Annotated in this window: 23 protein-coding genes; 15 read left to right on the plus strand and 8 right to left on the minus strand. The window is 67.8% G+C overall.

The features are described 5' to 3' along the window. Positions 1–527: 527 nt before the first annotated feature. A complete protein-coding gene (locus AC07B0_RS36350) occupies positions 528–1,718 on the minus strand; it encodes a transposase family protein (protein WP_469383186.1) in 1,191 nt (396 codons plus the stop codon). Between the two features lie 296 nt (positions 1,719–2,014). On the opposite strand from AC07B0_RS36350, the gene AC07B0_RS36355 reads away from it, so the two are divergent. Next, on the plus strand, positions 2,015–2,194 hold the full coding sequence (locus AC07B0_RS36355; RefSeq protein WP_469383184.1) for a hypothetical protein: 180 nt from the start codon (positions 2,015–2,017) through the stop codon (positions 2,192–2,194). Between the two features lie 69 nt (positions 2,195–2,263). Here the strand turns inward: AC07B0_RS36355 and AC07B0_RS36360 are convergent, their stop codons facing one another. Then, the gene (locus tag AC07B0_RS36360; protein ID WP_108999122.1) at positions 2,264–2,665 is read right to left on the minus strand and encodes a DUF5958 family protein; all 402 of its coding nucleotides are present in this window, start codon (positions 2,663–2,665) and stop codon (positions 2,264–2,266) included. Positions 2,666–2,749: 84 nt separating this feature from the next. Further along, complete coding sequence (locus AC07B0_RS36365) at positions 2,750–3,259, minus strand: DUF6000 family protein (protein ID WP_469383181.1); 510 nt, start codon at positions 3,257–3,259, stop codon at positions 2,750–2,752. Positions 3,260–3,360: 101 nt separating this feature from the next. Between AC07B0_RS36365 and AC07B0_RS36370 the strand changes: the two genes are divergently transcribed. The 8 genes from AC07B0_RS36370 to AC07B0_RS36405 all read left to right on the plus strand — a co-directional run bounded on the left by AC07B0_RS36370 (position 3,361) and on the right by AC07B0_RS36405 (position 8,392). Further along, positions 3,361–3,576, plus strand: a complete 216-nt coding sequence (locus AC07B0_RS36370) for a recombinase (RefSeq protein ID WP_469383180.1) — start codon at positions 3,361–3,363, stop codon at positions 3,574–3,576. Positions 3,577–3,618: 42 nt separating this feature from the next. Next, a complete protein-coding gene (locus AC07B0_RS36375) occupies positions 3,619–4,017 on the plus strand; it encodes a hypothetical protein (RefSeq protein WP_469383178.1) in 399 nt (132 codons plus the stop codon). A 273-nt stretch (positions 4,018–4,290) separates the two neighbouring features. Continuing rightward, positions 4,291–4,599: a DUF6247 family protein gene (locus AC07B0_RS36380; protein ID WP_469383176.1), complete on the plus strand. Its 309-nt coding sequence runs from the start codon at positions 4,291–4,293 to the stop codon at positions 4,597–4,599. Beyond that, positions 4,596–4,856 (plus strand): hypothetical protein, encoded by a 261-nt coding sequence (locus AC07B0_RS36385; protein WP_469383174.1) that lies wholly within the window; start codon positions 4,596–4,598, stop codon positions 4,854–4,856. Before AC07B0_RS36380 ends, AC07B0_RS36385 begins: the two co-directional genes overlap by 4 nt. A 120-nt stretch (positions 4,857–4,976) precedes the next feature. After that, the gene (locus AC07B0_RS36390; protein WP_469383172.1) at positions 4,977–6,194 is read left to right on the plus strand and encodes a VWA domain-containing protein; all 1,218 of its coding nucleotides are present in this window, start codon (positions 4,977–4,979) and stop codon (positions 6,192–6,194) included. A gap of 37 nt (positions 6,195–6,231) precedes the next feature. Then, positions 6,232–6,402 carry a hypothetical protein gene (locus AC07B0_RS36395; RefSeq protein ID WP_469383170.1) on the plus strand — a complete coding sequence of 57 codons (171 nt, stop codon included), beginning with the start codon at positions 6,232–6,234 and terminating at the stop codon, positions 6,400–6,402. An 814-nt stretch (positions 6,403–7,216) separates the two neighbouring features. Further along, the gene (locus AC07B0_RS36400) at positions 7,217–7,390 is read left to right on the plus strand and encodes a hypothetical protein (RefSeq protein ID WP_469383168.1); all 174 of its coding nucleotides are present in this window, start codon (positions 7,217–7,219) and stop codon (positions 7,388–7,390) included. Between the two features lie 174 nt (positions 7,391–7,564). Beyond that, positions 7,565–8,392 (plus strand): hypothetical protein, encoded by an 828-nt coding sequence (locus AC07B0_RS36405; RefSeq protein ID WP_469383166.1) that lies wholly within the window; start codon positions 7,565–7,567, stop codon positions 8,390–8,392. A gap of 45 nt (positions 8,393–8,437) precedes the next feature. Here AC07B0_RS36405 and AC07B0_RS36410 read toward each other — a convergent pair whose 3' ends face one another. Beyond that, positions 8,438–9,010: a dihydrofolate reductase family protein gene (locus AC07B0_RS36410; protein WP_469383164.1), complete on the minus strand. Its 573-nt coding sequence runs from the start codon at positions 9,008–9,010 to the stop codon at positions 8,438–8,440. Positions 9,011–9,306: 296 nt separating this feature from the next. On the opposite strand from AC07B0_RS36410, the gene AC07B0_RS36415 reads away from it, so the two are divergent. The 4 genes from AC07B0_RS36415 to AC07B0_RS36430 all read left to right on the plus strand — a co-directional run bounded on the left by AC07B0_RS36415 (position 9,307) and on the right by AC07B0_RS36430 (position 12,211). Next, the gene (locus AC07B0_RS36415; protein ID WP_469383162.1) at positions 9,307–9,726 is read left to right on the plus strand and encodes an MmcQ/YjbR family DNA-binding protein; all 420 of its coding nucleotides are present in this window, start codon (positions 9,307–9,309) and stop codon (positions 9,724–9,726) included. A gap of 494 nt (positions 9,727–10,220) precedes the next feature. Next, the gene (locus AC07B0_RS36420; protein ID WP_469383160.1) at positions 10,221–10,424 is read left to right on the plus strand and encodes a hypothetical protein; all 204 of its coding nucleotides are present in this window, start codon (positions 10,221–10,223) and stop codon (positions 10,422–10,424) included. Between the two features lie 476 nt (positions 10,425–10,900). Next, positions 10,901–11,488: a hypothetical protein gene (locus AC07B0_RS36425; protein ID WP_469383159.1), complete on the plus strand. Its 588-nt coding sequence runs from the start codon at positions 10,901–10,903 to the stop codon at positions 11,486–11,488. A gap of 96 nt (positions 11,489–11,584) precedes the next feature. Next, positions 11,585–12,211 (plus strand): hypothetical protein, encoded by a 627-nt coding sequence (locus tag AC07B0_RS36430; protein ID WP_469383157.1) that lies wholly within the window; start codon positions 11,585–11,587, stop codon positions 12,209–12,211. 187 nt (positions 12,212–12,398) lie between these two features. Here AC07B0_RS36430 and AC07B0_RS36435 read toward each other — a convergent pair whose 3' ends face one another. The 3 genes from AC07B0_RS36435 to AC07B0_RS36445 form a co-directional block, all read right to left on the minus strand. Beyond that, a complete protein-coding gene (locus AC07B0_RS36435; RefSeq protein WP_469383154.1) occupies positions 12,399–13,046 on the minus strand; it encodes an HNH endonuclease family protein in 648 nt (215 codons plus the stop codon). Positions 13,047–13,188: 142 nt separating this feature from the next. Continuing rightward, positions 13,189–14,199, minus strand: coding sequence for a hypothetical protein (locus AC07B0_RS36440; protein WP_469383153.1), 1,011 nt, complete (start codon positions 14,197–14,199; stop codon positions 13,189–13,191). A 151-nt stretch (positions 14,200–14,350) separates the two neighbouring features. Further along, positions 14,351–14,590: a hypothetical protein gene (locus AC07B0_RS36445; protein WP_469383152.1), complete on the minus strand. Its 240-nt coding sequence runs from the start codon at positions 14,588–14,590 to the stop codon at positions 14,351–14,353. 363 nt (positions 14,591–14,953) lie between these two features. On the opposite strand from AC07B0_RS36445, the gene AC07B0_RS36450 reads away from it, so the two are divergent. Both AC07B0_RS36450 and AC07B0_RS36455 read left to right on the plus strand, forming a co-directional pair. Next, on the plus strand, positions 14,954–15,241 hold the full coding sequence (locus tag AC07B0_RS36450; RefSeq protein WP_469383151.1) for a hypothetical protein: 288 nt from the start codon (positions 14,954–14,956) through the stop codon (positions 15,239–15,241). A gap of 391 nt (positions 15,242–15,632) precedes the next feature. Beyond that, positions 15,633–19,277 carry a PIN domain-containing protein gene (locus tag AC07B0_RS36455; RefSeq protein ID WP_469383150.1) on the plus strand — a complete coding sequence of 1,215 codons (3,645 nt, stop codon included), beginning with the start codon at positions 15,633–15,635 and terminating at the stop codon, positions 19,275–19,277. Between the two features lie 99 nt (positions 19,278–19,376). Here the strand turns inward: AC07B0_RS36455 and AC07B0_RS36460 are convergent, their stop codons facing one another. Further along, positions 19,377–21,692, minus strand: coding sequence for a hypothetical protein (locus AC07B0_RS36460; protein ID WP_469383149.1), 2,316 nt, complete (start codon positions 21,690–21,692; stop codon positions 19,377–19,379). Positions 21,693–21,796 lie beyond the last annotated feature (104 nt).

Consider the following 21,796-nt stretch of genomic DNA (forward strand, 5'->3'; position numbering starts at 1 on the left):
TTCTGGTCCACCACCAGCACGTCATCGCCCACTCAAGGTAGTTGGGATCGGGCAAGGTGCGGTGCTCGAGTTCCTCATCGATACGTGTGATCAATCGGCCCAAGTCTCGTTTGGCTCCGGGTGGAAGGTGCCGCATCGCCCACTCCAGGTCATCACGGGCATCTCCCACCCCGGGCGAATCGAACGCGGAGGCGTCCAGGTACCGTCTGGGCTCCCTAAAGGCCCACTCGAAACACGAGAGCGCATTGGCGACCGCGTTGGGCCACATCTCCTGATCTTCGACCTGGCGAACCGCTGCACGCGTCCGCGCGGACACACCGGGGACCCTCAGGACCGGATACTGCCATCGTGGCCGCCACCGCTCTGCGCGGACGGCCTTGGGACGCCTACGCGGCATCGCCCTTTCGGATCAACATGAGGCCATCCTGCCACGGCTGAGCACCTGCATGCACTGGCTATATGCCGGCCGCAGCAGGGGTTCCCACTATCCGGTTCTCGCGCAGTTCTTGGGGGAACATCGCGAGGTGCTACTGGAGAAGGATGATCTTGCGGAGTAGTTCGAAGCCGGCGCGGCCGTAGAGCTGTCGCTTGATTTTCTTGATGCGGTTGACGGCGCCCTCGATGCTGCCGGAGCTCCAGTCGAGCGTGAGGCCGGCTGTCACGGCGTCGAGGTCTCGGTGCAGGCGGAGTGCGAAGCCGGTGAGGCCGGGTAGCTGGCTGGTGTCGACTGCGTCGATCCAGGTGGGGAGTGTGGAGCCGAGGCGGTCGGTGAGTATCTCGCCGAAGTCGCGGACGTGCCTCGCGGCTGTGTCCAGTTCGGGGCAGCGGGCCAGGACCTCCTTCAGGCCAGCCCGGTCTGCCTCGGTCAGGGTCGTGGGGTGTCGAGTGAGCCAGCCGGTCACCTGCCGCACCGTTGGCGGCCGCACCGGAGCGCCGGCCGGAGCCCCGCGCAGGGTGGCGATGTGGGCGCGGACCATCTGGTAGGTGACAGGTGCGTTGTCGGCGACGAGTTCGCTGTGGAGGTGGGTGACGCTGGTGCATCCTTCGGCGAAGCGTCGCTCCAGGCGAGGCTTGTAGGGGTCCAGCCTGCTGGGTCGGGGCCGGTTCTCGCGGATGGTGTCCTGCCAGCGTGCGGCGTTCGCGTACCGAAGGACGGTGTTGAGGCCCCAGCCCAGGTGCCGGGCAATCGCCCGGCGTGAGCAGTGGCCGCGGCGGATGGCGAAGTCGTCCACGCCCAGCACGCGCGGGGTGTCGAACTGTGGGTCGGGCAATGCCATGACCCTGCGTATCAAGGTCATCCGGCCCGCGGCGAAGCCCAGCTGGGCAGCCAGCCGAGCGCCGGCCCGCCCCGCCAGCGCGAGACCCACTCGCTCCAGGGCATGGTTGAGCCGGGTCGTGAACCGTGCGTGCGGAGCGGCCAGCCGGGAGAACGGCTCGGCGAACGTCCGGCGCGGGCAGTCCGCCGAACCGCAGATGAAGCGCCGGACCGTCAGCCGGATCACAAAGCCCTGCTCAGCGAGCGGAAGATCCTTCAGCAGGCGTTGGTAACGGCCGTGGACCCGGCCCGAGAAGCACCCGCAGCCCGGACACGCCGCCCCGGCCGCGCGGCCTCTCGCCCCCACCTCGACCACACCGAACGCCGCCGTAACCGCCTCGACATCCACCTCGTCGAACCCGGCGAACACCAGCGAGTCCCAGAACGGTGCATCGGTCTGCATGACCAGCACCATCACCGCCCACAACCGACCACAGCATCGACCGGCAAGAACCTGAGGGAGCGTCACTTCTGGCGGTCAGACGGCAAGGCGTACGCGGTCTCACACGAAACGCCCCCTCGCAATCGAACATCGAGGTGACGCTCCGCGACGACTCCCCAAGATCTGTGCCAGAACCCAAAACTCGACGACATCACTCTCACGGGGAAACCGGTGCTCTCGCCCCCGACCGACATGCGCTCTCGCTACTGACGTACAAAGCCAGTTGTGAATGCGGTGAGTGGGGGTGCTGGCCGCTCATGGCCCGCATCACCGCGACAGCGGATCTCGTAACCTGGGACGCCTTCGAGCAACCCCACCGCAAGACCCGCGACTACGTGGCATTCGGTCCGTTCCAGTTCGACCGCCACCAATACGATGACGCCTTGCAGGCCCTGAGCGCGGTGATCGGCTCCGCCGCCCACGACACGAGCGCATGAACACTGCCGTCAGTCCGTCTTGCCGCACATGGAGTCCAGGGGCGGAGGCCAGCGGCGGGGGACTCGTCCTCACCCGTCGGCGACGGGCAGGTTGTGCCACCAGTGACCGCATCCGCCGGAGCAGAAGCGTTCGCGGCGCCGTTCGTCTGCGACCGCGAGGACCTCGACCAGTAGCCGGAACGCCTTGCGTCGTTCGTCGACAGGGGTGAGGCCGGCGATCTTCCCCAGTTGCTGGTCGATCGGGCCGCAGGTGATCAAGACCGCCGGGGTGTGCGTCGGGCGCAGCCCGGCACGTCGGATGCTCTCCGGTCCGTCTTCGGTGACGGCGCGCGCCTGCACGCAGTGGTGGCGCAGGAACAGGAGTATCTCGGCCTGCTCCTCCGGGCTGTGGGTGTCGAACCACTCGATGCCCTGTGACATCGGGCGCAGTCCTTGGGCGAGTTCGTTGAGGATGATGTCCCGCTCGGTCATGATCAGCTCCCGCAGGCCAGCGAGGCGAAGACCTCAGCCGTCTCGTCGACGAAAGCGCACAGTTGCTGCACGGCCTGCCGACAGTCACCATCGGTCCCAGGGACCGGCCGGGGCAAGGAACCGTGTCGTGTACTCGGAGCCGAGAAACTCATCGAGGTACAGAAGCGTCCCAAGGACGACTGCCTGGTCGTAGTCGAGGTCGGGACGCGACAGGTAGTGATCAAGGTATGCGCTGAGCAGTTCGGCATCCGCTGCAGTACCGAACTTCGCAAGGGCGACGCAGTATGCCGCGCCCGCATACGGCCCCTCGCTGGCCAGCAGGAGCCGGCCTATGAGCTCGCGGAACTCGGACCTGTGGGCCACAGCAACCAGCCAGGCGGCAGTCTTGCGCTCGCGCCATCCACCCTCGAAGAGGACGCCGAGCTCCGCCGGAGTGATTTCGTACGCAGCCTGAGCCAGATCCCGCACAAACGCGGAGCGCTCGACCGGGCTCAACCGGAAAACGCTCCCGCCCAACCGAAGGTATCGCCGATCAGGCGTGACGAACCGCCGAACCAGATCCTGCAACTCGGGATCGCTCTGGACATCACGCATAGCCGCATCCTGGCCCGGGACGGTACTCATGTGCCACAGGTTTGCCGACTGCCTCAACGGACCGTAGTTACTGGTTCAGAGAAGCCTGCATCCGCTGCCTAATGCTGCAGGTCAACCCAAAGATGCTGTCCCGGCTCGCAGAGATCGAGAAGGACCTTCTCCTGCGTCGGAAGAAGGCGGAGGAGGAACAGTGGCGCGGGGAGGTTGACGGGATCGATCTGACGCTGACGTTTCTGCGGACGAAGCAGGCCGAGGCGGCCAGGCTCACTCGACGTCCGGTTGTCGCACTGGGGCTGCCTCGACCGCGCAGTCAGTGATCAACAGTGTTCAGAAGTCTCGGCAACGTCTAGCGTGCACGAATGCGCTACCTCGTCGAAGCATTCGCCCTCACCGCCCTCCGGCGTGGTCGTTCGATCGAGCAGTTTCTGGGAGCGGCCGGGACCCCGGAAGTTCCAGGGATCCAATGGGCCGAGTTGCGGCCCACAGCCGGTAGCTTCGTCCTGGTGCTTCACGTGGCCCAAGACATCGGTGGTGAGAACTCCTACGACCTGGTCGAGTTCCCGCCCTTCGAGCACGAGGACGGGGAAGAAGACTTCGGCCGCCAGATCGCCGTTGTCGATGACCCCCTGGCGGCCATGACCTTCGCCGAGGAGAGGCTCGGCGCAGGCCGTGACCGATGGGTCAACCAGGGAATGGCTGGTGACGAGTACCGGGACTACGTCCGTGCAGGCCGGCCCAGCCTGCCCCCCGTCTGGTGAGCAAGGGCTGAATACCCGGCGACCTGACCGGCTTGATCCTTCGCACCGTCCAGCTCCGCCACCGTTAGCACGCACGCCGCCCCCTGATCGAGTGAAGTGCAGAGAAGGACCAAGATCAGAAGGAGGGACAGCACTGAGACGCTCGTTGACGCGATCACCGGCACCCTCAGCCGGCCTCAGGGGAGCCGCGACTCACCACCCTCGTCCACCCAGACCTGTTCCGTCTACCGTCGTGGCGGCTACCGTGGCGGTACTACCTGCCTGGAGGAGCCCGTGAGCGCCCAACCCGCCGACCACACCCCCGTCCCGCCGTACGCGCCCGCGCCGGGTGCTGCGGCCGAACTCCGTGCCCTGCTGCGCGTCGACCGCCGCGCAGACACGTGGGTGCCGACGTTCGAGCGGGACTGGGCCAAGGCCCTGGAGGACGCCCGCGACTCCTTCACTCTCACCCCGTTGCATGAGGTTGTGCGGAGCTGGCAGTTGCGTGTCGCCGCGGCCCCGGCCGTCGACGCGTTCATGGACTCCGGCCGCGACGACTCCGGCTTCGTGGACCTGGACGACGTCCTCGGCAGCCGCGGGTGAGTGATCAAGCCTGGGCGGTGCGTCTGTCCCAGCAGGCCGCGAAAACCCTCGTCGAGCTTCCCGAGCCAGCCCGGGAGATGGTCCGCGATGTCCTGGACATCGCGGTGCGCTCCCCGTGGGGCTGGCCCCAGTGGAACGCCGGCGACCCGGAGGGTGAGGACATCCGGGCGGCGTCCGTCGGGCAGCTGTCCGTCGTCTACGTGGTCAACCGCCTCACCCGGGGCTTGTCCGTCCTGAGTATCGTCTGGCTCGGGTAGCGGCGCCTTGCCCTCGGCCGTGTGGCCCGGGAAGGAGGGTACGTCGGATACGGCAAAGGGGCGGCATAGCCGTGTATAGGTGACTACCGTTTCTTCCCTGGTGATCAATAGGGGGGCGGGATGCAGACGATGTCGCTGCGCAAGGGAGAGAACGCGGCGCTGCTGGCAGAGCGGACGGTGCTGTCGGTAGCTGTTCAGGGTCTCTCTGCGGATGTGTCCGCGCTGCTGCTCGGTCCTGACGGCAAGGTTCGCGGTGATCACGACCTGGTCTTCTACAACCATCCGGTCCAGGACGGTGTCTCGGTTGCGGGTGCGGCGGTTACCGCGGAACTTCCCCGCGTGCCGGCCGACGTGCACCGTGTCGTGGTTGTCGCGAGTGCTGATCCGCTGCAACCCGGTGCCGTCTTCACTCGAGCGCCCCAGCTGACGATCACCCAGAGCGGCTCTTCGGCGATGTCGTTCACCGCGCCGGACTTCGCGTCGGGCGAGACGGTCGTGGTCCTGGCGGAGCTGTACCGGCGCGGTAACGACTGGAAGATCCGGGCCGTGGGACAGGGCTATGCCTCCGGCCTTGCGGGACTGGCAACCGACTACGGTGTCGATGTCGACCCCGAACCCTCGGCTGTGCCGCTGCCTGCGCAGGCACGCAGGACAACAGGCGGGGCCGCGGTGGTCGATTTGACGAAGCTGGAGCGGCAGGCCCCGGGCTTGCTGGCACCCGCGCGACAGGCAAGCCAGGCCCTCGCCGACCGAGGAATCACCGGACGGCACGCTGCTGTCTACCTCATCCTGGATCACGACTGGCACATGGAAGAGCTCTACGAGTCCTTCGCCGTCCAGGCATTCGCCGAACGCGTTCTAGCTCTCTCGGCCAACCTCGACGACGACGGCACGGTGCCCGTGATCTTCTCCAGCGGACGCGAGCCCTTCCTGGAAGAGATCAGGCTGGACAACTACCGTGGCCGTATCGGACAGCTGCACACCCAGGTCGACTGGGGCTCGGGCAGCGTTTCCGAGGCCATGCGCCGCGCCGTCAGCCACTATCAGGAGTCCGGAGCCACAGACCCGGCCTTCGTGGTGACCCAGGTCGGCGACGAGCCCTGGGACAAAGCAGAGGTCCGCTCCATGCTCCAGAACACCGCCTCGCTCGGGATCTTCTGGCTTTTCGTCGGATTCGGCCGAGGCAAGCTCGCCTTTTACAAAAACCTCAACGCCTCCGCCTCCGCGACCTTCACCAACGTCGCCTTTTACGACGCCAGCAAGAACCCGGGCGCAGTCCCGGGCGAACGCTTCTACACCGGCCTCATCGACGCCTTCGCAAACTGGATGCGGTCGTGAGGCCATAGCCGAGCGCCTTCCCGGCCTGGCGCGTGGAATGGGCCTGGGGCCGGCCGCCCGCGCGGACCTCGACCGGTGCGTGGAGGGAGTCCGCGACTGGGTCGCCGGCTCCAACCAGTGGCACGCCAACGGCACCACCCGCTACCAGGCCTGCAATGACGTCAACGCTCCACCGGTCGCCGACCTCCTTGCCCCCACCACCCAGTGACCCGAATGACAACGACCATGGTGACTCCCGCGCCCGCCTGCCCGGTCAGCGGCCGGCAGATCCCGCTCGGCGACGTCGCGCCGGCTGCTGGCCTGGCGAGGCGTTGCGGCGTGCGCATCACTCCGCCCGGCCCCATGACCTTTCCGGCCTGGTCAGCGATGCGTAGGCGTCGCTTGCTCCGGTGACGACAGCGACTCTCGCCTCGGCTGATGGCACCTGACGCCACGATGTTGCATCGACTGCAACCGCAGGGGGCGGCGCCTGACGGACTGCCCCACGGCAGCAGAGCGTCGTCCCGGGACGAGGATGATCTGGCTCCGCGGCGCACCACCGGCTGGGCCGGCTGCCCAATTGAGCCGGCGCGCTGTCTGGTGCCGGTTGTTGTTCGTGGGTGATTCCTTGGCCTTGGCTGTGTTGAGTTCGTGGGTTCCTGGCGGTTGTGTCCGTGGGTTGCCGTGTACGGGTCTCTGAGGGCTGTGTCTGGGTAGTGTCGGGTTCAGTCCGTGCCGACATGGGTGCGCGGGTCAGGACCGGTGCCCAGAGCGCTATGGGGCAGTACGACCGGACAGACTTCGGCCCCGGCACACCCATGGTGTTACGGGGCCGCACTGCGTTCCGGGGCCGGATCCCGCCGAACTCTTGAATGAGCCCCCGTCGGGTGATCAGGTGCTGACGTGGCGACGGGCTTGTGGGGCTAACCCCTGCCCGTCGCACTCTGCTGTCCGGTGGGCCCGGGACGTCCGACATCCGGCCCGCTGACGCTCCACCCCCACCCGCATGCCGAGCTTCGGCATGCGATGACGAAGGGAACCCCGTGTCCTCGCTCGCCTTGGCCGTCCTGCTGCTCCTGGTCCTCGTCACGCTGCTCCTGGCGGGCGGCATGGGTTACGTCGTCCACCGCCACCCGGTCCTCGTTGCGCCGCTCACGGCGGCCGGGACGGCCGTGGCCCTGGTCGTCGCCTGCCTCGGCCTGCTCGCAGCCCGATGACCCGGCCCGGCCTCCGCATGCGGTGGTGTCCGAGGGATCCGGTACCGACCGCCCACCGCCAGGCTGCGACCGTGGGCCCGGATCAGGTCGCCGCCCTCGGCCGCTGCCGGGACCTACCGGCCCTACTGGACCGGCACGTGCCCCTGGGCCCCGATCAGTCCGCCGTCCGCCTCGGTGTTCGCCGGGTCGACTTCGACGTCCTGGTGCGGCGCGGGTACATCAAGCCCGGCGGGGTCGGTCCAAATCGACTTCAAGAAGCAGGGCGGCCTCACCGCCGTCCCCTTCTACAACGCCCGGGAGGTGGCCCTGCTGCCGGTGGTGTGGCCGGGGGTGGACTGGCGGGCGGCGCGCACCGTCGCGGACGGCCGCCGCTCCCCGCTCGCCGGCCTCGACCCGGTCGACCCGGACGGCTACCGGCTGTTGTTGGCGGCGGTGGCGCGGATCGCCCGGGTGGGGCGGGCCGCGGTGGTCCAGTGGCGCCGTCGCCACAGCGACTTCCCGGCCCCGGTCGGCGGGAGCGACGTTCACCCGGAGTTCGGCCGGACGGCAGTGATCGCATGGCTGCTGGCACACGGCAAGATCGAGGCACCCACCCGAACCCCCGTGGCTTCCCTCCTGATGACCCGCTCCGGCGGCGGCACGCGGACGTTCCGGCTCGACGACCCGGTGCTGACCCTGGCCGACGACGTCGCCGGGGACGATCGGCTGTCGGGCTGGTCCACCGACGAGGACGCCGACGCCCTCACCGCCCTCGGCGCGCAGGAGTTCGGCGCGACCCTGCGCCGGCTGACCGTCCGGGGGCCGAGGCGGTGGCGGTACAGGGAGAGGTGCGCCTCCTCGACCGGACCCGCGCGGGACGCGGCGGCCTATGGGTCACCCTGGCGTGGCCGGCCCGTCTGCGCGGCACGGCCTCGCCAAGCGCTGCGGGCGGAGTGGTCCGCCACGCGGTCCCGTGCGCGGCCCCAGGTGTGGCCTGCGGCTGTGCCCGCCGTCTTGCGCTGATGCGTCGGGTGGTTCCCTGCGTGCTCGGCGAGTATGGGGTACTTGTCAGCGGACGACGTCGAGGACGTTCTTCTGCAGGCCGTTGGCGTAGGCCTCGTGCTCGACGAGCTTGAGCTTCTGGGTGTCCTTGTCGGTGGTGCTGAAGAGCCGCTTGCCCGCGCCGAGCAGCAGCGGGAAGACGATCAGGTGGTACCTGTCGATCAGGCCTGCGTCCGAGAGCGCGTGGTTCAGGGTGGCGCTGCCGTGGACGATGATCGGGCCGCCCTCGGTCTCCTTCAGGGCGGCGACCTCGTCGAGGGTGCGCAGGATCGTCGTCTCGCCCCAGTTCGTCACCAGGTCGCCCTCGGTGAGAGTGGTGGAGACGACGTACTTCGGCATCACCTTGTAGCCGGCGAAGTCCTCGATGTCGGGCCACACCTGGCTGAAGGCCTGGTAGCTGGTGCGGCCCAGCAGGAGCGCGCCGGCTTCCGCCTGCTCGCGGCCTTTGATCTCGTAGGCCTCGGGAAGGAACTCGATGTCCTTGAAGGTCCACCCGGAGTTCCGGTATCCGGGCTCGCCGCCCGGCGCTTCCATGACGCCGTCGAGAGATACGAAGGCGGTGCTGATCAGGGTACGCATCTGGGTTCCTTGGTGTCCGGTGTCCGGCGGGTGCGGTCGGTCCACGCTACGACGGCTCTCGTGGCCGCGGTGTGCACCTTCCACGGTCTATGACTGCAGATCATGAAGGAACTCATCGGTCGTCGCCGTTCCAGTCCGACCCACTCGCCAGCCCGTGAACCTGCGCGGCTGGACGCTGCGTGACTCCGACGGCAACCGGTCCCGCTTCAACGATGTCCGCATAGTTTGGTGACCGCGGGCTTCCCTGCCCAGCCGCTTCCGGCGCGGAATTCCCCGGCGGTCGCTAGTGTCGGCCCATGTCCAGTCCTGGAGACGTGCCGCCGGAGATCCTGAACCGGTTGCGGTCGATCTGTCGGCAGCTGCCCGAGTCGTATGAGGAACCAGCCTGGATCGGCGTGCGCTGGCGGATCCGTACGCGGACGTTCGCCCATGTCTACACGCCGGACGTGGATCGCTACCCGGTCTACGCCTCGTATGCGACCGCAGACCAGGAACCGGTCGTGATGACTTTTCGGGTGCCCGTCGACGACCTGCTCGGCCTGACCGCCGGTGGGTTCCCGTTCCTCCGTGCCGACTGGGGCCATAACGTCGTCGCCGCCGTTCTCGGTGACCACACCGACTGGACCGAGCTTGCGGAACTGATCAGCGACAGCTTCCGCGAGATGGCTCCGAAGTTCCTCGCCACGCGGGTCCCCCTCCTGCCACCGATCAGCTGACCGGCGGTGGGCCTCGTCTCCCGCCACAAGGACCGAGTCCGCCAGAGGCAGCCGCTCAACCTTCCCTGAGAATCACCCAACCTTCATTGCGACAGGTCATCCCGGTTGATCACGATGCGGTCACGACGGAGAGGTTTTCCAAGGTCGGCGTCACACATGAGCCGAAATCCGCACCTGCAGAAGGTGAATGGCGGGATAGGCCCGCCCCACCTCCAGGAGCACCCCGTGGCGAACACCGTAGACCGGCCCGCGCAGACCCTTGACCAGGCCGAAGAGACCCCCTCCGTGGACCCCTCCATCACCCCCTCCGGGCCCCGCCGCCAAGGATCGGGCATATCCGCAGGTCAGGCCCAGCGGACAGAGGGTCGTCGGAGCGCCGACAACCCTCGTGTAGATGTAGCAAGGCGTCCTGAGCACCGGAGGACTTCGACCGAGCCTCGACGCCGGGAGCTGCTGGAAGCACTGGGGATTTCCAGAAGGCTACGCCCGACCAGTTGTGGAAGCTGACCCGTCCGGGCAACAAGCACGACAAGCTCGTACGGGACAACCTCCTGGATCTGGAGGACCACCACCTGGTGAGGCCCGAACTGGTGAGGGACGACCAGCGGCAGGTGTGGGTGGACTCCGACAGGATTTCCATGTCCGTCGCTCACATCACCTTCTCGACGGACCCCGACCCGGACGGGCTCACGGGGTAGCTCTACGTGCACACAGCTCCTCCACGGTTTCCCGGCCTCGGTTTGATGACCTGTGAGCAGCTCTTGACCGGACGTTCCGAGCCGCTGCCACACAATGCGTGGTCCTGCAGGCAAACGGACGGGCCGACCGTCCGACTGTTCGCGAAGACAGCAACTGCCTGGTCAGATCGGATGACCTCCGGGACGAAGCCGCGGCGAACCCTCCCGCGGACACGGTCTCCGAGCCCTTTCCCCGCACCGAGGCTTTCGCGGACGTAACAGCGCCGATGACCATCCGTGCCGGCACCGGACGGAATCGCCGTTCGGATTCCCGGGCCCACGACCATCGAAATCCGCCGACCTGTCCCACCGATGCGTGGCGTTCTGAGCGCGATCCGCCCACGGGACCCGAACGAGTGCGGCAGTCTGAGGCGGGCGGGCTGACGGCAGCGCATCCAGGTGCCCGAAAGCCGTGGTTGCGGCGAGCGGAGGCGGGCGTGGTGGATCGGGTACTGAGGAATCTCGGGGCGGCCCACGAGGGCTTTGTCGGAGTACTGCTGCAGGACGGATCCGAGCCGGGCCCGGTCTACTTCGACGTGGGCAGCGGCGGACACATGCCGTCCTCGACCGAGTGGCGCGCCTACGACGGCCGCCACGGTCGCCCCCGCGCGGCGGTACTGCGGGGAGCCTGCTCGTGCGGCTGGAGGGCCACAGCCCACTACCCCCTCGACTGGACAACACTCGACGCCCGGCAGCCCCTGTACGAAGCGGACATCGACCTCACCGGTCCGTACGCCGACTACCACGCCCACCGCACCGTCGTGAGGGATGCGGCGGTGCCGCTGCCGGGGCCGCTCCTCGCGATCCTCACCGCGCTGAGCAACGACCTGGTCGAAGCAGCGGTGAAGGATCCCCTCGTCGCGCTGAAAGCATTGGCGGACCTCCGTCACATGATCGCCGAAGCGGGGCACGACGCCGCCACCGCTCTACGCGCCACGGACATTCCGATGGCGACGGTCGCGGCCGCGCTCGGCACCAGCGAGGCGGCCGCCCGCGCGTACGTGCTCGACTACCTCCGCGCATGAACTGGAAAGGAGTACCGGATACCAGCCGGCTCGTCACCCGCGCAGCGTTCCCCTCGTTCGGGACAATGCTGTCGGGGAGCGGCCTACGGTGCCTGCATGAGTGAACTCCTGCCGCTGTGCGACGACATCACGAAGTTGTCCCCTGTCGAGACGGCTTTCCTGGACGGGCTGGAGGAGCCGGCCCACGAGATGGTCGAACGCCTTGCCTGCGAACTCCAGCACGGTCATCAAGGGGTGCACTTCGCCCTGGCCCAGGCCGACGGTGAGCAGCTGTGGTGGCTGGTGTGGGCACCGCACGGTCAGCCCTTGACCATTCGGGGCGAACGGACCGACCGACGGCTCCACCCGATGCAGCCCTGCCCCGAAACCCATCCCGCCGACCCCGACGACGACTGCACCCTCGCCCACCACCACCGGGGCGGACACAGCTTCGAGATGGACCCGGCCGGCCCCCGCATCCCCTCACGGCCGATGCGCAAGAAGATCGCGACCGAACTTCGCGCCGAGATGGAACCCGAGGAAAGCGCCTACCTGACCGTCATCGAGGACCTCATGCAAACCCCCGGACCCGTCCTTCCCCTGATCACCGAGGCCGAGGCCGGCATCATCGCGGGCCTCCTGCGCATGTACGCCGAGGCGGACTGGCACGTGGAGGGCCACGTCGAAACCCTCCTCACCCGGATCCAGGGAAGGCTCGACAGCCTCAACCCCGTGCGGAGCTGACCCACCAAGCCGAGGGAATCCACCTCCACTCGGGCTTCCACTGACCCGTCTGCACCAGGGTTGCAGGTCCGGCCGCCTGCGCACGATGCCGTCCGCCGCCTGGGGGGAGCATCCGTCCCGCCTCCGACCTGCCCGGCCGCAGGGCGGAGGCGGCGTCACCCGCCCCGCGGCCGGGCTGGGATCGGGTTCAGGCGGCGGGGTCGTAGGTGATGCGGGCGTTGGGGCAGGACGCCGCGTACCGCAGGAGTGCCTCCCGCTCGGCCTGGTCAACGGCGAGGGCCCAGCGGTGCTTGGTGCCCACCCATTCACCGAGGTAGCGGCAGTGCACGGCGGTCATGGGCATCCAGGTGGCCGGGTCCTGGTCGGACTTCTGTCGGTTGGAGCGGGCGGAGACGCCGACGAGCGTGACGTCGGAGCCGAGGTCGTTGGCGTAGCGGCGGCGGCGTTCGGTGGTCCAGCCGTACCCGCCGCTGTCGTGGACTTCGGCGAGCGGGATGAGGTGGTCGATGTCAACGCCGGACGGTCCCTGGACGAGGACGTCGTCGTAGTAGGAGTGCCAGACCCCGCCGGTGAGGGCGCAGCCGGCGCCCACGGTGGGCGCTTCGATTGCTTCGGCGATGAGGACGTCGTTGCGGGCGGTGCAGCCGTTCTTGTCGTCGTCCTTCCAGTGCGGGTACAACTCCCGCTTGTAGCCCTCGCGAATCTCCTCGGCGACCGGCAGCGCGGCGATCCCGTCCATGAGCGTGACCTCATCGGCCTGGGCGGGCGAAGCCGGGGCGAGCACAGCGAAGGCGAGAGCGGTGGCCAGCAGGCCCCGACGCAGATTCTTGATCATGAGGCAGGTGATACCGGGTCACCCACCGCCGGATCGAGTCGGGTTGGGACGGCTCACCCTGCTGGGTGAGCCGGTTCACCGCAGAAACGCGCCTGCGGCCGGGGGCCAGGCTAATGTCTGGGCGGTGGATGCCCCGCCACGATCACACGGGCTCCCGCGGCGGAAAGCGGTGCGCCCCGAGACAGGTCGCCTCTTGATGTACATGATCGCGGAGTTCCAGGATGCCGTCGCCATGGTGAATGAGGCCGACGTCGAAGCAGTTGATGGGCGGGGTGAATCGTGCGGTGGGGATCTTGAGGGGGCTGTCGGTCAGCAGGCTGCCGATCTCGGCCGTGGTGCTGCCGCTGGCCCAGCGCAGGCAGCGGTCGGTGTTGGTCCGGCGGGCGGGTGCGAGATACGCCCCGTGGCGAGGGATGTTCCACCAGAGGTAGGCCCGGGCCAGGAGTGCGCTGCGCAACGCGGTGGTGGAGGAGGGGGCCCAGTGGTGGGCCATTGCAACTTCGCCGGGCGTCAGCTGGTCCTGCGTCCATGCCGGTGTCCGCCGGTCATTCGTCTCGTTGCGGGAGCGTGCAATCCGGACTTCGTTGTCCAGGAGGTTGTGCATGTCCTGGAGGGAGATTTTGCCGCTGGTTTCGCGTACCTCCAGTCGGCCACCGGTCGGTAGGTGGTTCAGGAGCAGCGCCTTTGGGGTGATCCGTTCCAGGCGGAGGCCGGGGATGCCCGACACCTCGTAGGACTGGTCGGTGAAGGTCCCGACGTAGGGGAGGAGGTAGCTGGTGACGCGGGCGGCCGTGTTGGCCTGGAGGACGATCCGGTCGGGTTGGGGGGCAACCCAGCCCAAGTAGGACAGCAGCCCGGGAAAGGTCCGGCCGCCCCCCAGATCGAAGGGGTGCTCGGCGCCGCGGCTGAAGAAGCATTCGAACAGCAGCCCCTGGAACTGTTGCTGGCCCGGCGCTTCGGCATCCAGACTGATGCGGCCGTTGCGCTGACGCATTTGTCGCAGGTAGTTGTCGGGGATCCGAAGCCTCTCGTGGCACAGGGCGAGGGCAGCCTTGTCACGGCTGTACGGCATGACGAGTTCCGTTCGGGCGCGTCCCGGACCGCAGCCGGACGAAGACGATCGATGCGTTGGCATCTGGTCGGCGGTCAGCATGCGGGGAGGTGACTGGGTATCACACCCTTGGGCGCGTGTACGGGGCTGTCCGGGCAGATCCGCAGGCCACCAGCCGGTCATCCTCCACGGCTGCACTCGCACGATATCCATGGGCAGCCGAATGTGAGCCAGGCGCGCCGAACAAGTTCCGTCAGGACCGCGGACGATCAGCCGCCAAGAGCTCGGCGGTTTCCGGGTCGAGATACCCACCTTCGTCCGGCCCTCGGTCGACGTCCGTGTGTACCAGCACACTTACCTCGTCCACCCCCGGAGTACGCCGCAGCCCGCACGGCCCGCTCGACAGGAACAGGGTCGAGATCCGATGCGCCGCTTCGAGCGCAGCCTTCTCGTGGCCCCGGATCTCGATCGTGATCACGCTCTCGTCGCTCATGCTCGGCGAACCTGCGCGGTGGCTGGCCGGTTGTTGTGTGCGCAGCAGGTCCACTCCATCGAGTGCCGGAGCACACCCCTTACAAGAGCGCGAGCGACCGGCGGATTGCCCAGGCCGCCTCGGCAACTCCGGGGCCGAGCGGCGCGCCGGCCGCCTTCGCCGGAGTGCGCTGCCGCTTCAGCAGGACTTTCAGATCCTCTGACCGGGAAACCGGCCGCCGCCATATTCTCCGCGACAGCCCGCAGGAACGCGGGAGCGGGCCAACGCACCGCGCGGAAGGCCGCGGAGGCACGGGCTCAGGCTCACCCCGGTCCTTGCAGCGAGCCGGGGCCGGTGTACTTCGACGTGGGCAGCGGCGGTCACATGCCGTCGTCGACAGAGTGGCATGCGTACGACGGCCGGTTCGGCCGGCCGAAGGCCGCCCTGCTGCGGGGAGCCCTGCTGGAGAACCTGGAAACCGCCGCGGTGAAGGATCCGCTCGTGGCGCTGAAGGCTCTCGCGGACCTCAGGTACATCATGCCCGGGGTGGTGGGTGCGGACGCGGCGTTGGCGGTTCAGGTCGGCCGGATCTCGATGGAGAGGGTCGCGACCGCGCTCGGCACGAGCGAGGCGGCCGCCCGCCGGTACGTGAACGGCTGCCGCCACCCCTGAGGCCTTCTCCGCCCGATCGGCCCCAGCGAGGGGGCTCTCACCAGGCCAGGCTGGACAGCTCGTGGCGGTGGCGGTCCGCACGTGGACAGCCACCGGGACACCAGACGATAGCCTCCCGGGTGCGGAGCTTCGGAGCCAACTCAGCGGTTTAGAAGCAGGTGCCTACCGTCAATCGCTCTTCGAGCTTGAGTGGGTGCAGGTCTTGGGCGCGGGGCGGCGTGAGTCCTGCCAGGCAGTAGGCCACTCACGAGTGACTGCGAAGTGCGCGCCGTGCAAGCCTCCTCACGCCGGAACGGCAACGCAGTGCGGGACTCGTTGTCAGACCGCAGCGATAGGGTCCGTCTGTGAGATGCCGGGGGTATGTGACCCTGTGCCGCGTCGGGGAGGACCCATGGCTCTTGTTACTTCCGCAGTGTTGGCGAGGGCCTTCATACCGTGGGCTAGCAAGCTTGCGCTGAGCGGTTTCATGAAGGTCATTCGCAGGCCCAGGGTGGCTCGTGCTGCGGCCAAGCGGGCTGCTGAGGCCGGAATTCCAGTGACGGCCAAGTCGCTGCGCATCTGGCTGGCGCGCAAGGACACCGGAGCGCAAATGCGCGACTGCAGTGAGGCATCACTGGATCAGGCGGCCCGACGTCTCGCCTTCGTGGTGCCCGGCGAGAGCGATGAGGAATGCCGTCGCAATGCGCTGCAGGTGTTGTGGATGGTGATGGAAGAGTCGGTTCGTGCCGACGACCCCGCGGCAGCGGCCCTTGTCGTCGGCAGTTGGGGGCTGCAGACCACGAAGGAGGAGGGACGGAAGACCAGGGAGCAGATCCGGGAGCTCCAGCAGGACGTGCGAGGTCGCAATAGTCTTGAGCAAACCGTGGGTACGCTCAGTCCTTGGGCCGCCGAGGAGGCGCTCGTCCTGGCCGCGTCCTGGCCCGGCATAACGAAATGCATGGAGATCCTGTCTCCCGCGGGGCGGCAGCGCGGCGCTGTTCTGCGGCAGTGGGCTGACGCCCATCCGGTGTGGCTTGAGGATGCCCCCGCTGGTGCCTTTGCCTGGCTAGGACACCTCGCTGCCGACTACGACGCATCTAGTGCGTCCCGGCACTTCTTCGAAATATGCCTGCGAGAAGGGGGCCACCCCAGGGACTACTACACGATGCTGGCGGCGCTCCAAGAAGAGAACGGCATGGAGGAAGAAGCACGCCGCTACCTCGACACGCATGGATACAGTGGTTCGTCTCCTCTCCTGGCAGCTTTCCGTGGCTTTCTCGACGGAGCGTGGGAGCAGGGCTTGGTGGATCTCAGACAGTGGGAACCGCACCACGCACGAGCAGCCGCAGTGAAGACCAACATGGAGGCCAAAGCGCTGCTTAACCTCCAGCGGTCGGAGGAGGCACTGGCCAGGTTGCGAGAGGCCGACGAAGCCTCCAGTGGCCTCGCAATAACCCTGGCCGCCTCGCTTCTGGAACACGCCCCCAACAGCCGCACCACGACTAGGGTCGGTGCCGCCCAAGAGGCCTTGGCCGTCGCCCTCCGAGCCAGGAACAGCCGCCGGACCTGGTCGGGTGACAGCACCGAAGCAGCCGTGCTCGCTGTACAGGCGGCCGTGGTGAGCGACGACTTGGCCTTGGCATGGAAGCTGGCCCGGCCGGCGCCGGAAGGGGAAGCTGAGCCGCATGAGGCAGAAGACCCCCGTATGAGCACGCAGACGTCCCTGGTCGCGGCCATGACGGGGCGGTGGCGGGAGGCCGAGGAACTGGTGCAGTGCATGCCCCTGGGGTTCGCACGCGCGCACGCAGCGGCGGTTCTCGCGGAATCAAAGAAGGGAAACGCTCCTGATGCCGCGAACGTTCCGCAGCTTTGGCAGGCGGCATGGGAAGCCGCCATCACGGCGGGTGAACAATTCACAGCCGCATCCGGCCTGGCTTCAAGTGGTGCAGACCTGCCCGACCTGAGCCACCTCGAACCCCGCTTCGGCGAGCGCGTCCAGGAACTCAGACTGCTCGCCCGTGCCCTGCACTCTGAGGGGAGTGATCCGCTGAGCGTGCTGCGCGCCCACGTCACCAAGAGCCCGGTGATCGTGGTTGCGCTCGCCGAGCGCTACCACCGCACCGGAGACATCGCTCTGGCGGCCGAGACGCTCAGAGACGGTTCCGCAGAGTGGAACGACGCGCGGCTTATGGCCATGGCCGCGAGCCTGTTCCTGGCGACCAAGGATCACTTGCAGGCCCGTGAGTGCGCGCAGGAAGCATTGAGGATGGCTGGACCCGGCTGGGCAGGGCAAGGGCGCATGTACGCGCTCCTCGTCGATGCCGAATCCGCCGACGGACGTGTCGACCGTGCCACAGACGCGGCCCTGCACCTGCTCGAACTCGACCCCTTGGACGTCGATGCCCGCTGGGCCCTGGTCAAGTGCTACGCGCTCCGCAGCCTATTCGACCAGGCGTGGCAGGCTCTCACCACGGGTGGGCAAGGACAACCACTGGATCCGCGCATCGCGGACGAGACGGCCCTGTGGGTCATGCTTGGTGCACGCTTCAGCGCCGACCCGCACTTCACCGGACGGGCCCTCGCCTTGGCACAGCGCTGGCGGGACGACAGCGACCTGATCGGGAAGATCCTGGCCAACCTGCACTGGCGTGCCGTCCAGCCTGCACCGTCGCTCTCCGACCACGACGCGGAGCAGCTCCGCACCGCTACCGCCGCATACCTCGAACGCTTCCCCGACAACACCGCCTTTCGCGCCGTCGAGATTGGACCCGAGGACAACCCCCTCAAGAACATCGCTGAAGAACTACGCCGGTCTCACGAGAACGCGAAGGAGCTCCACAGCAGGACCGCCGCCGGTGAATTGCCTGCTGGCATGCTCGTGCTGTCCTCCGGCCGTAGCTACGCCGAAATCCTGCTGCGGCCTTCCGCCGAACGCCCGCACGTCTACGCCGCTGACGCCGTAACCGATCCCGCAGAGGCCGAAGCCGTGCAAGCCAGCCGCACAGGACGAGTGGTCGTGGACACGAGTGCCGCAGTCACCCTCGCTCTCCTGGAACCGGGCGTGGCCGAACAGCTCATGGGTCACCCTCGTTCACTCGTGACGACCGATCAGCTACTCGCCGACGCATTGCACGCTCAGGAATCACTCGCCCTGCGCTCCGACATGGTGCTCACCTGGGACGAGGGCGATGCACGACCAGCTGTCCGTACCACTTCCGCCGATAGCATCGCCCAGATGCGGACTGCCGCGTCGCGTCTTGTCGAGATTCTCCGGGCGATGCCACGGGTGCCCCGGCCGGAACTCCGCAGCCTGCGGCAGTTGTCCGTCCACAGGCGCAATACGCAGTGGCTGACGGCCCTCGACCACGCAAAGGAGTCCGGCCTCTTCCTATGGTGCGACGACCGGGTTCTGCGAGCCGTCGCGCGGTCCGAAGGGGTGGCCACCTTCGGCACCCTCGCGCTCCTCGACGCTCGCGTTAGTGCCGGCCTTACTACGCCAGAGGAAGCGCTTCTGACCAAGGCCGAGCTGCTGCGGAACCACTACGTAGACATCCCGTTCTCCGCTGACATCTACCATGCCGCAGCGCTGGCCGACGGCTGGCAGGCCAGGGCCGTCGCCGTGGCTCTTTCACGTCCCTCAGCCTGGGCCGATGCCAAGGAGACGGCCGCCTTTGCCCTTGACGCCGCTTCCCGCGTCGTTGGCAGTCTTCCGCAGGAAGCCGCTGGATGGATCAGCGCTGCGTACGGCGGTCTTCATCGGGCCACGCTGGCCGCGTACAGGCAGCGCAACCTCCGGGCGTTCTCGTTGCAGGTCCTTATGCAGCCCTGGATCTCGTCGTCTACCGTTCCTTTCGTGTGGGCAGGGCTACGAGCTGGTGTCGAAGCTGCGGGTGACACTGACGCCCCGCTGGAGGCGGCGCTCATCCTCTACCACCGAGCCCTCGCCGAGGAGCTGAATCCCCTGATCGCCGCAGGCGCCCTGACGGCAATGTTCGTCCACACGACCGAGGCGGACCGTGCCATGGCCGCCCGCGTCGTGCTGACCTCGGATTGGTGAATGCCCTGCTGGAGAGCCCGGGGACTACTGCGGTAAAGGTGCCGTTCGTGGCCTCGACACCGGGGCCAGCAGCCTCGTCAGCTGAGGAAGTAGCCGCCTTCAGGAGGCCGGATCCTCCGCTGGTGCCGGTGCACCCCAGGTAAGGGCCTCCCAGGCCTGTGCCAGGATCGGGTTGATCGCGGTTCGCTCCCCGGCCAGGGCACGCAGGGACCACCCGTCGGACGGGGGCTGCTCGATGTGGGCGAGGATCCCGGCCTCCAGGCCAGGGCCGGAGGCGACGACCGCGTCCTCCAGCTCGCTGCACGCGGCGACCACCGTGGGCACGTCCGTGGCCGGCAGCTCGGCGCGGAACCAGGGAGTGTTGACCAGGTGGTACGGCTCCATGGTCACCACGATCCCGAACACCGGCAGATTGCCGGGCAGGTGCGCGAGCCGCGGGTGCCGCTTTCGGATCAGGTCCGCAGTGGTGGGGATCTGCTTGCCGATGGCCTTGCCCAGCTTCTGATTGAGCTCCTTCTCGAAGGTCTGCTGCGACCCCAGCCGGAGGTCGGCGGTCGGCCGGAAGGCTTTGGCCTCCACCAGCAGGATCAGCCCGGGAAGGACCACGATCCAGTCGGTGGTCTTCTCCCCGTTCTTCCCGTAGGCGATCTCCGAATGGACTTCGGCGCCCGGGAGGAGACGGAGGTTCCGGCCCACGTACTGCTCGAACAGCTCGCCCAGGTCCCGCGTGAAAGCGAGGAAGGTCTTGCCCTCGTCGTCCCGCTCCTTGTAGTGCTCATGTCCCGTGTAGTACAGGCCCATCGGACTGACCTTGCCCAGCACCGCGGGCGTCACCGGGATCAGGTAGTCGCACCCGTAGCCGCGCACCAGAGGCCGCGCCCGCAACGGGTTCGGGTTGTACCGGCGCAGCAGGGGATCAGCGGAGATCAAGCCACGCTGAAGCCGCTCCTTCTCCTCCGCGGCGCTCGTGGCGAAGTGCCGTTCGACCGCCTCTACGAGGGCCGGGTGAGTGGTGAGGTCGTCGAAGACGGCGAGTTCGTCCTCGGGCATCCACGCCAGATCGAACCGGCCCTGCCGGTTGATCGCGGCCGTGAAGAGGAGCTGGCCGAGGGCCACGTGGTCGGACAGCGAGTGCCCCAGAAGATCCTGCTCCCAGCCCTCCGTCAGCACCTCCAACGGCTTGCTCGGCTGCGTCTGGCTCAGGAGGGCGATGCTCCGGGCGACCTCGGAGAAGTCGTCCTCCTGCCACGTGAACTGCTGCCCCGCGATACGCAGCAGATAGCCCTGAAGGCGTTCGCCGACGGGCAGGTGGCGGAGCGGATCATCCAGTGCCCCGTACTGGGCCAGGATCTCAGCCAGGTCGTCCCCGCTCGCCTTCTTGTGCTGGAAGACGCTGCTGCGAACGAGAGACATCCAGGCCACATCGGCGAGCGCCCACGGGCGGTACCAGCCGCTCTGATCCAGCGGCCATTCCGCCTTCGTCGGCAGCCGGGAACTGACCTGCGCGATCAGTGGCAGCAGCGAGCTCGGCGGGTGCTGGCTCACTCTCTGCACGTAGTCATGATCGGTGGTGGGAAAGTGGGACATGTCTGTGAACCTCTCCCGAGTTCGGTGGTCGACGCGGCGTTCGTCCCACAGCTTCCACGCGGCTGAGGTCAGCATCAGGCAGGCCGCCGCGATCGGTCCGACGTCGTCGAGGTCGGCAGTGGCGCGTGCCCACATGGTCCCGTCGGCCGCGTGCTGAACCTTGTCCAGCTCAATCTGCATCCAGCGCGTATAGGCGTGACCGTGGACGTGGCCGCTCGTTATCCGCCAGAACATCAGCGGGGTGTCCCGAACGCTCTCTTCGAGGCCGACGGCAGCCGCCTTCTTGATGACGGCGGTGGCATTAAGCCGCCACTTCGAGCCGGTGCCGGCGGGGTAGCCGAGCTGCTGGGCCGCCGCGTCGATGTCGAGGAGCTTCTGAAGCTCCTTGGCGGCTTCCGCATCTCGACGTGCCCGAAGTGCCGGGGTCGCCGCGGGGAGGTCGCTGACGAACTTGCGGCGCTCCTCGGTGTTCGTGGCCGCGATCGTGAGCGCACGCTTCTGACGCTCCGACCGAGAGCCCGGAGCAAGAACCCACACCGCCTGAGACGCCCCCAGCAGCGCGGTCCACAGGACCGTGTAGTACGCGGACGGGTACATCGTCTTCGTCGCCGACAGAGCCGTGAAGAAGAAGCCGGTGTGCTCGACGGCGGTCACCAGACCGTGCCACGCCGCGCTCGAAACCGTGAACTCCGAGTACAGACGGTCGTCCGCCCCCAGGCTGCTGTTGGGGGAGATGAACTCGGGTGTATGGCCGCTGGTCCGCTTCTCCCAGCTGCGCACGATCTCGTCCATGGGCGGAACGCGGGTGTTCCAGTTCCTGTCCGTCATGTGCACACGGTAGAGGTCGGCTCCGCAGAGCGGCAGCTGGTTTTGGAGCCCCAGGTTCAGACCCCGGATGCGGCTTCAACCAGGGGGTGGTCGTCGCTTCTTTG

Source organism: Streptomyces sp. NPDC044704, assembly GCF_056433525.1.

Excerpts from the sequence above, each read along its gene's own strand:
- AC07B0_RS36350 (WP_469383186.1), bottom strand. The coding sequence starts at position 1,718 with ATGCAGACCGATGCACCGTTCTGGGACTCGCTGGTGTTCGCCGGGTTC.
- AC07B0_RS36370 (WP_469383180.1), top strand. The coding sequence starts at position 3,361 with ATGCTGCAGGTCAACCCAAAGATGCTGTCCCGGCTCGCAGAGATCGAG.
- AC07B0_RS36440 (WP_469383153.1), bottom strand. The coding sequence starts at position 14,199 with ATGCTGACCGCCGACCAGATGCCAACGCATCGATCGTCTTCGTCCGGC.
- AC07B0_RS36415 (WP_469383162.1), top strand. The coding sequence starts at position 9,307 with ATGTCCAGTCCTGGAGACGTGCCGCCGGAGATCCTGAACCGGTTGCGG.
- AC07B0_RS36455 (WP_469383150.1), top strand. The coding sequence starts at position 15,633 with ATGGCTCTTGTTACTTCCGCAGTGTTGGCGAGGGCCTTCATACCGTGG.
- AC07B0_RS36435 (WP_469383154.1), bottom strand. The coding sequence starts at position 13,046 with ATGATCAAGAATCTGCGTCGGGGCCTGCTGGCCACCGCTCTCGCCTTC.
- AC07B0_RS36375 (WP_469383178.1), top strand. The coding sequence starts at position 3,619 with ATGCGCTACCTCGTCGAAGCATTCGCCCTCACCGCCCTCCGGCGTGGT.
- AC07B0_RS36360 (WP_108999122.1), bottom strand. The coding sequence starts at position 2,665 with ATGACCGAGCGGGACATCATCCTCAACGAACTCGCCCAAGGACTGCGC.
- AC07B0_RS36445 (WP_469383152.1), bottom strand. The coding sequence starts at position 14,590 with ATGAGCGACGAGAGCGTGATCACGATCGAGATCCGGGGCCACGAGAAG.
- AC07B0_RS36390 (WP_469383172.1), top strand. The coding sequence starts at position 4,977 with ATGCAGACGATGTCGCTGCGCAAGGGAGAGAACGCGGCGCTGCTGGCA.
- AC07B0_RS36430 (WP_469383157.1), top strand. The coding sequence starts at position 11,585 with ATGAGTGAACTCCTGCCGCTGTGCGACGACATCACGAAGTTGTCCCCT.
- AC07B0_RS36460 (WP_469383149.1), bottom strand. The coding sequence starts at position 21,692 with ATGACGGACAGGAACTGGAACACCCGCGTTCCGCCCATGGACGAGATC.
- AC07B0_RS36410 (WP_469383164.1), bottom strand. The coding sequence starts at position 9,010 with ATGCGTACCCTGATCAGCACCGCCTTCGTATCTCTCGACGGCGTCATG.
- AC07B0_RS36395 (WP_469383170.1), top strand. The coding sequence starts at position 6,232 with ATGGGCCTGGGGCCGGCCGCCCGCGCGGACCTCGACCGGTGCGTGGAG.
- AC07B0_RS36355 (WP_469383184.1), top strand. The coding sequence starts at position 2,015 with ATGGCCCGCATCACCGCGACAGCGGATCTCGTAACCTGGGACGCCTTC.
- AC07B0_RS36365 (WP_469383181.1), bottom strand. The coding sequence starts at position 3,259 with ATGCGTGATGTCCAGAGCGATCCCGAGTTGCAGGATCTGGTTCGGCGG.
- AC07B0_RS36450 (WP_469383151.1), top strand. The coding sequence starts at position 14,954 with ATGCCGTCGTCGACAGAGTGGCATGCGTACGACGGCCGGTTCGGCCGG.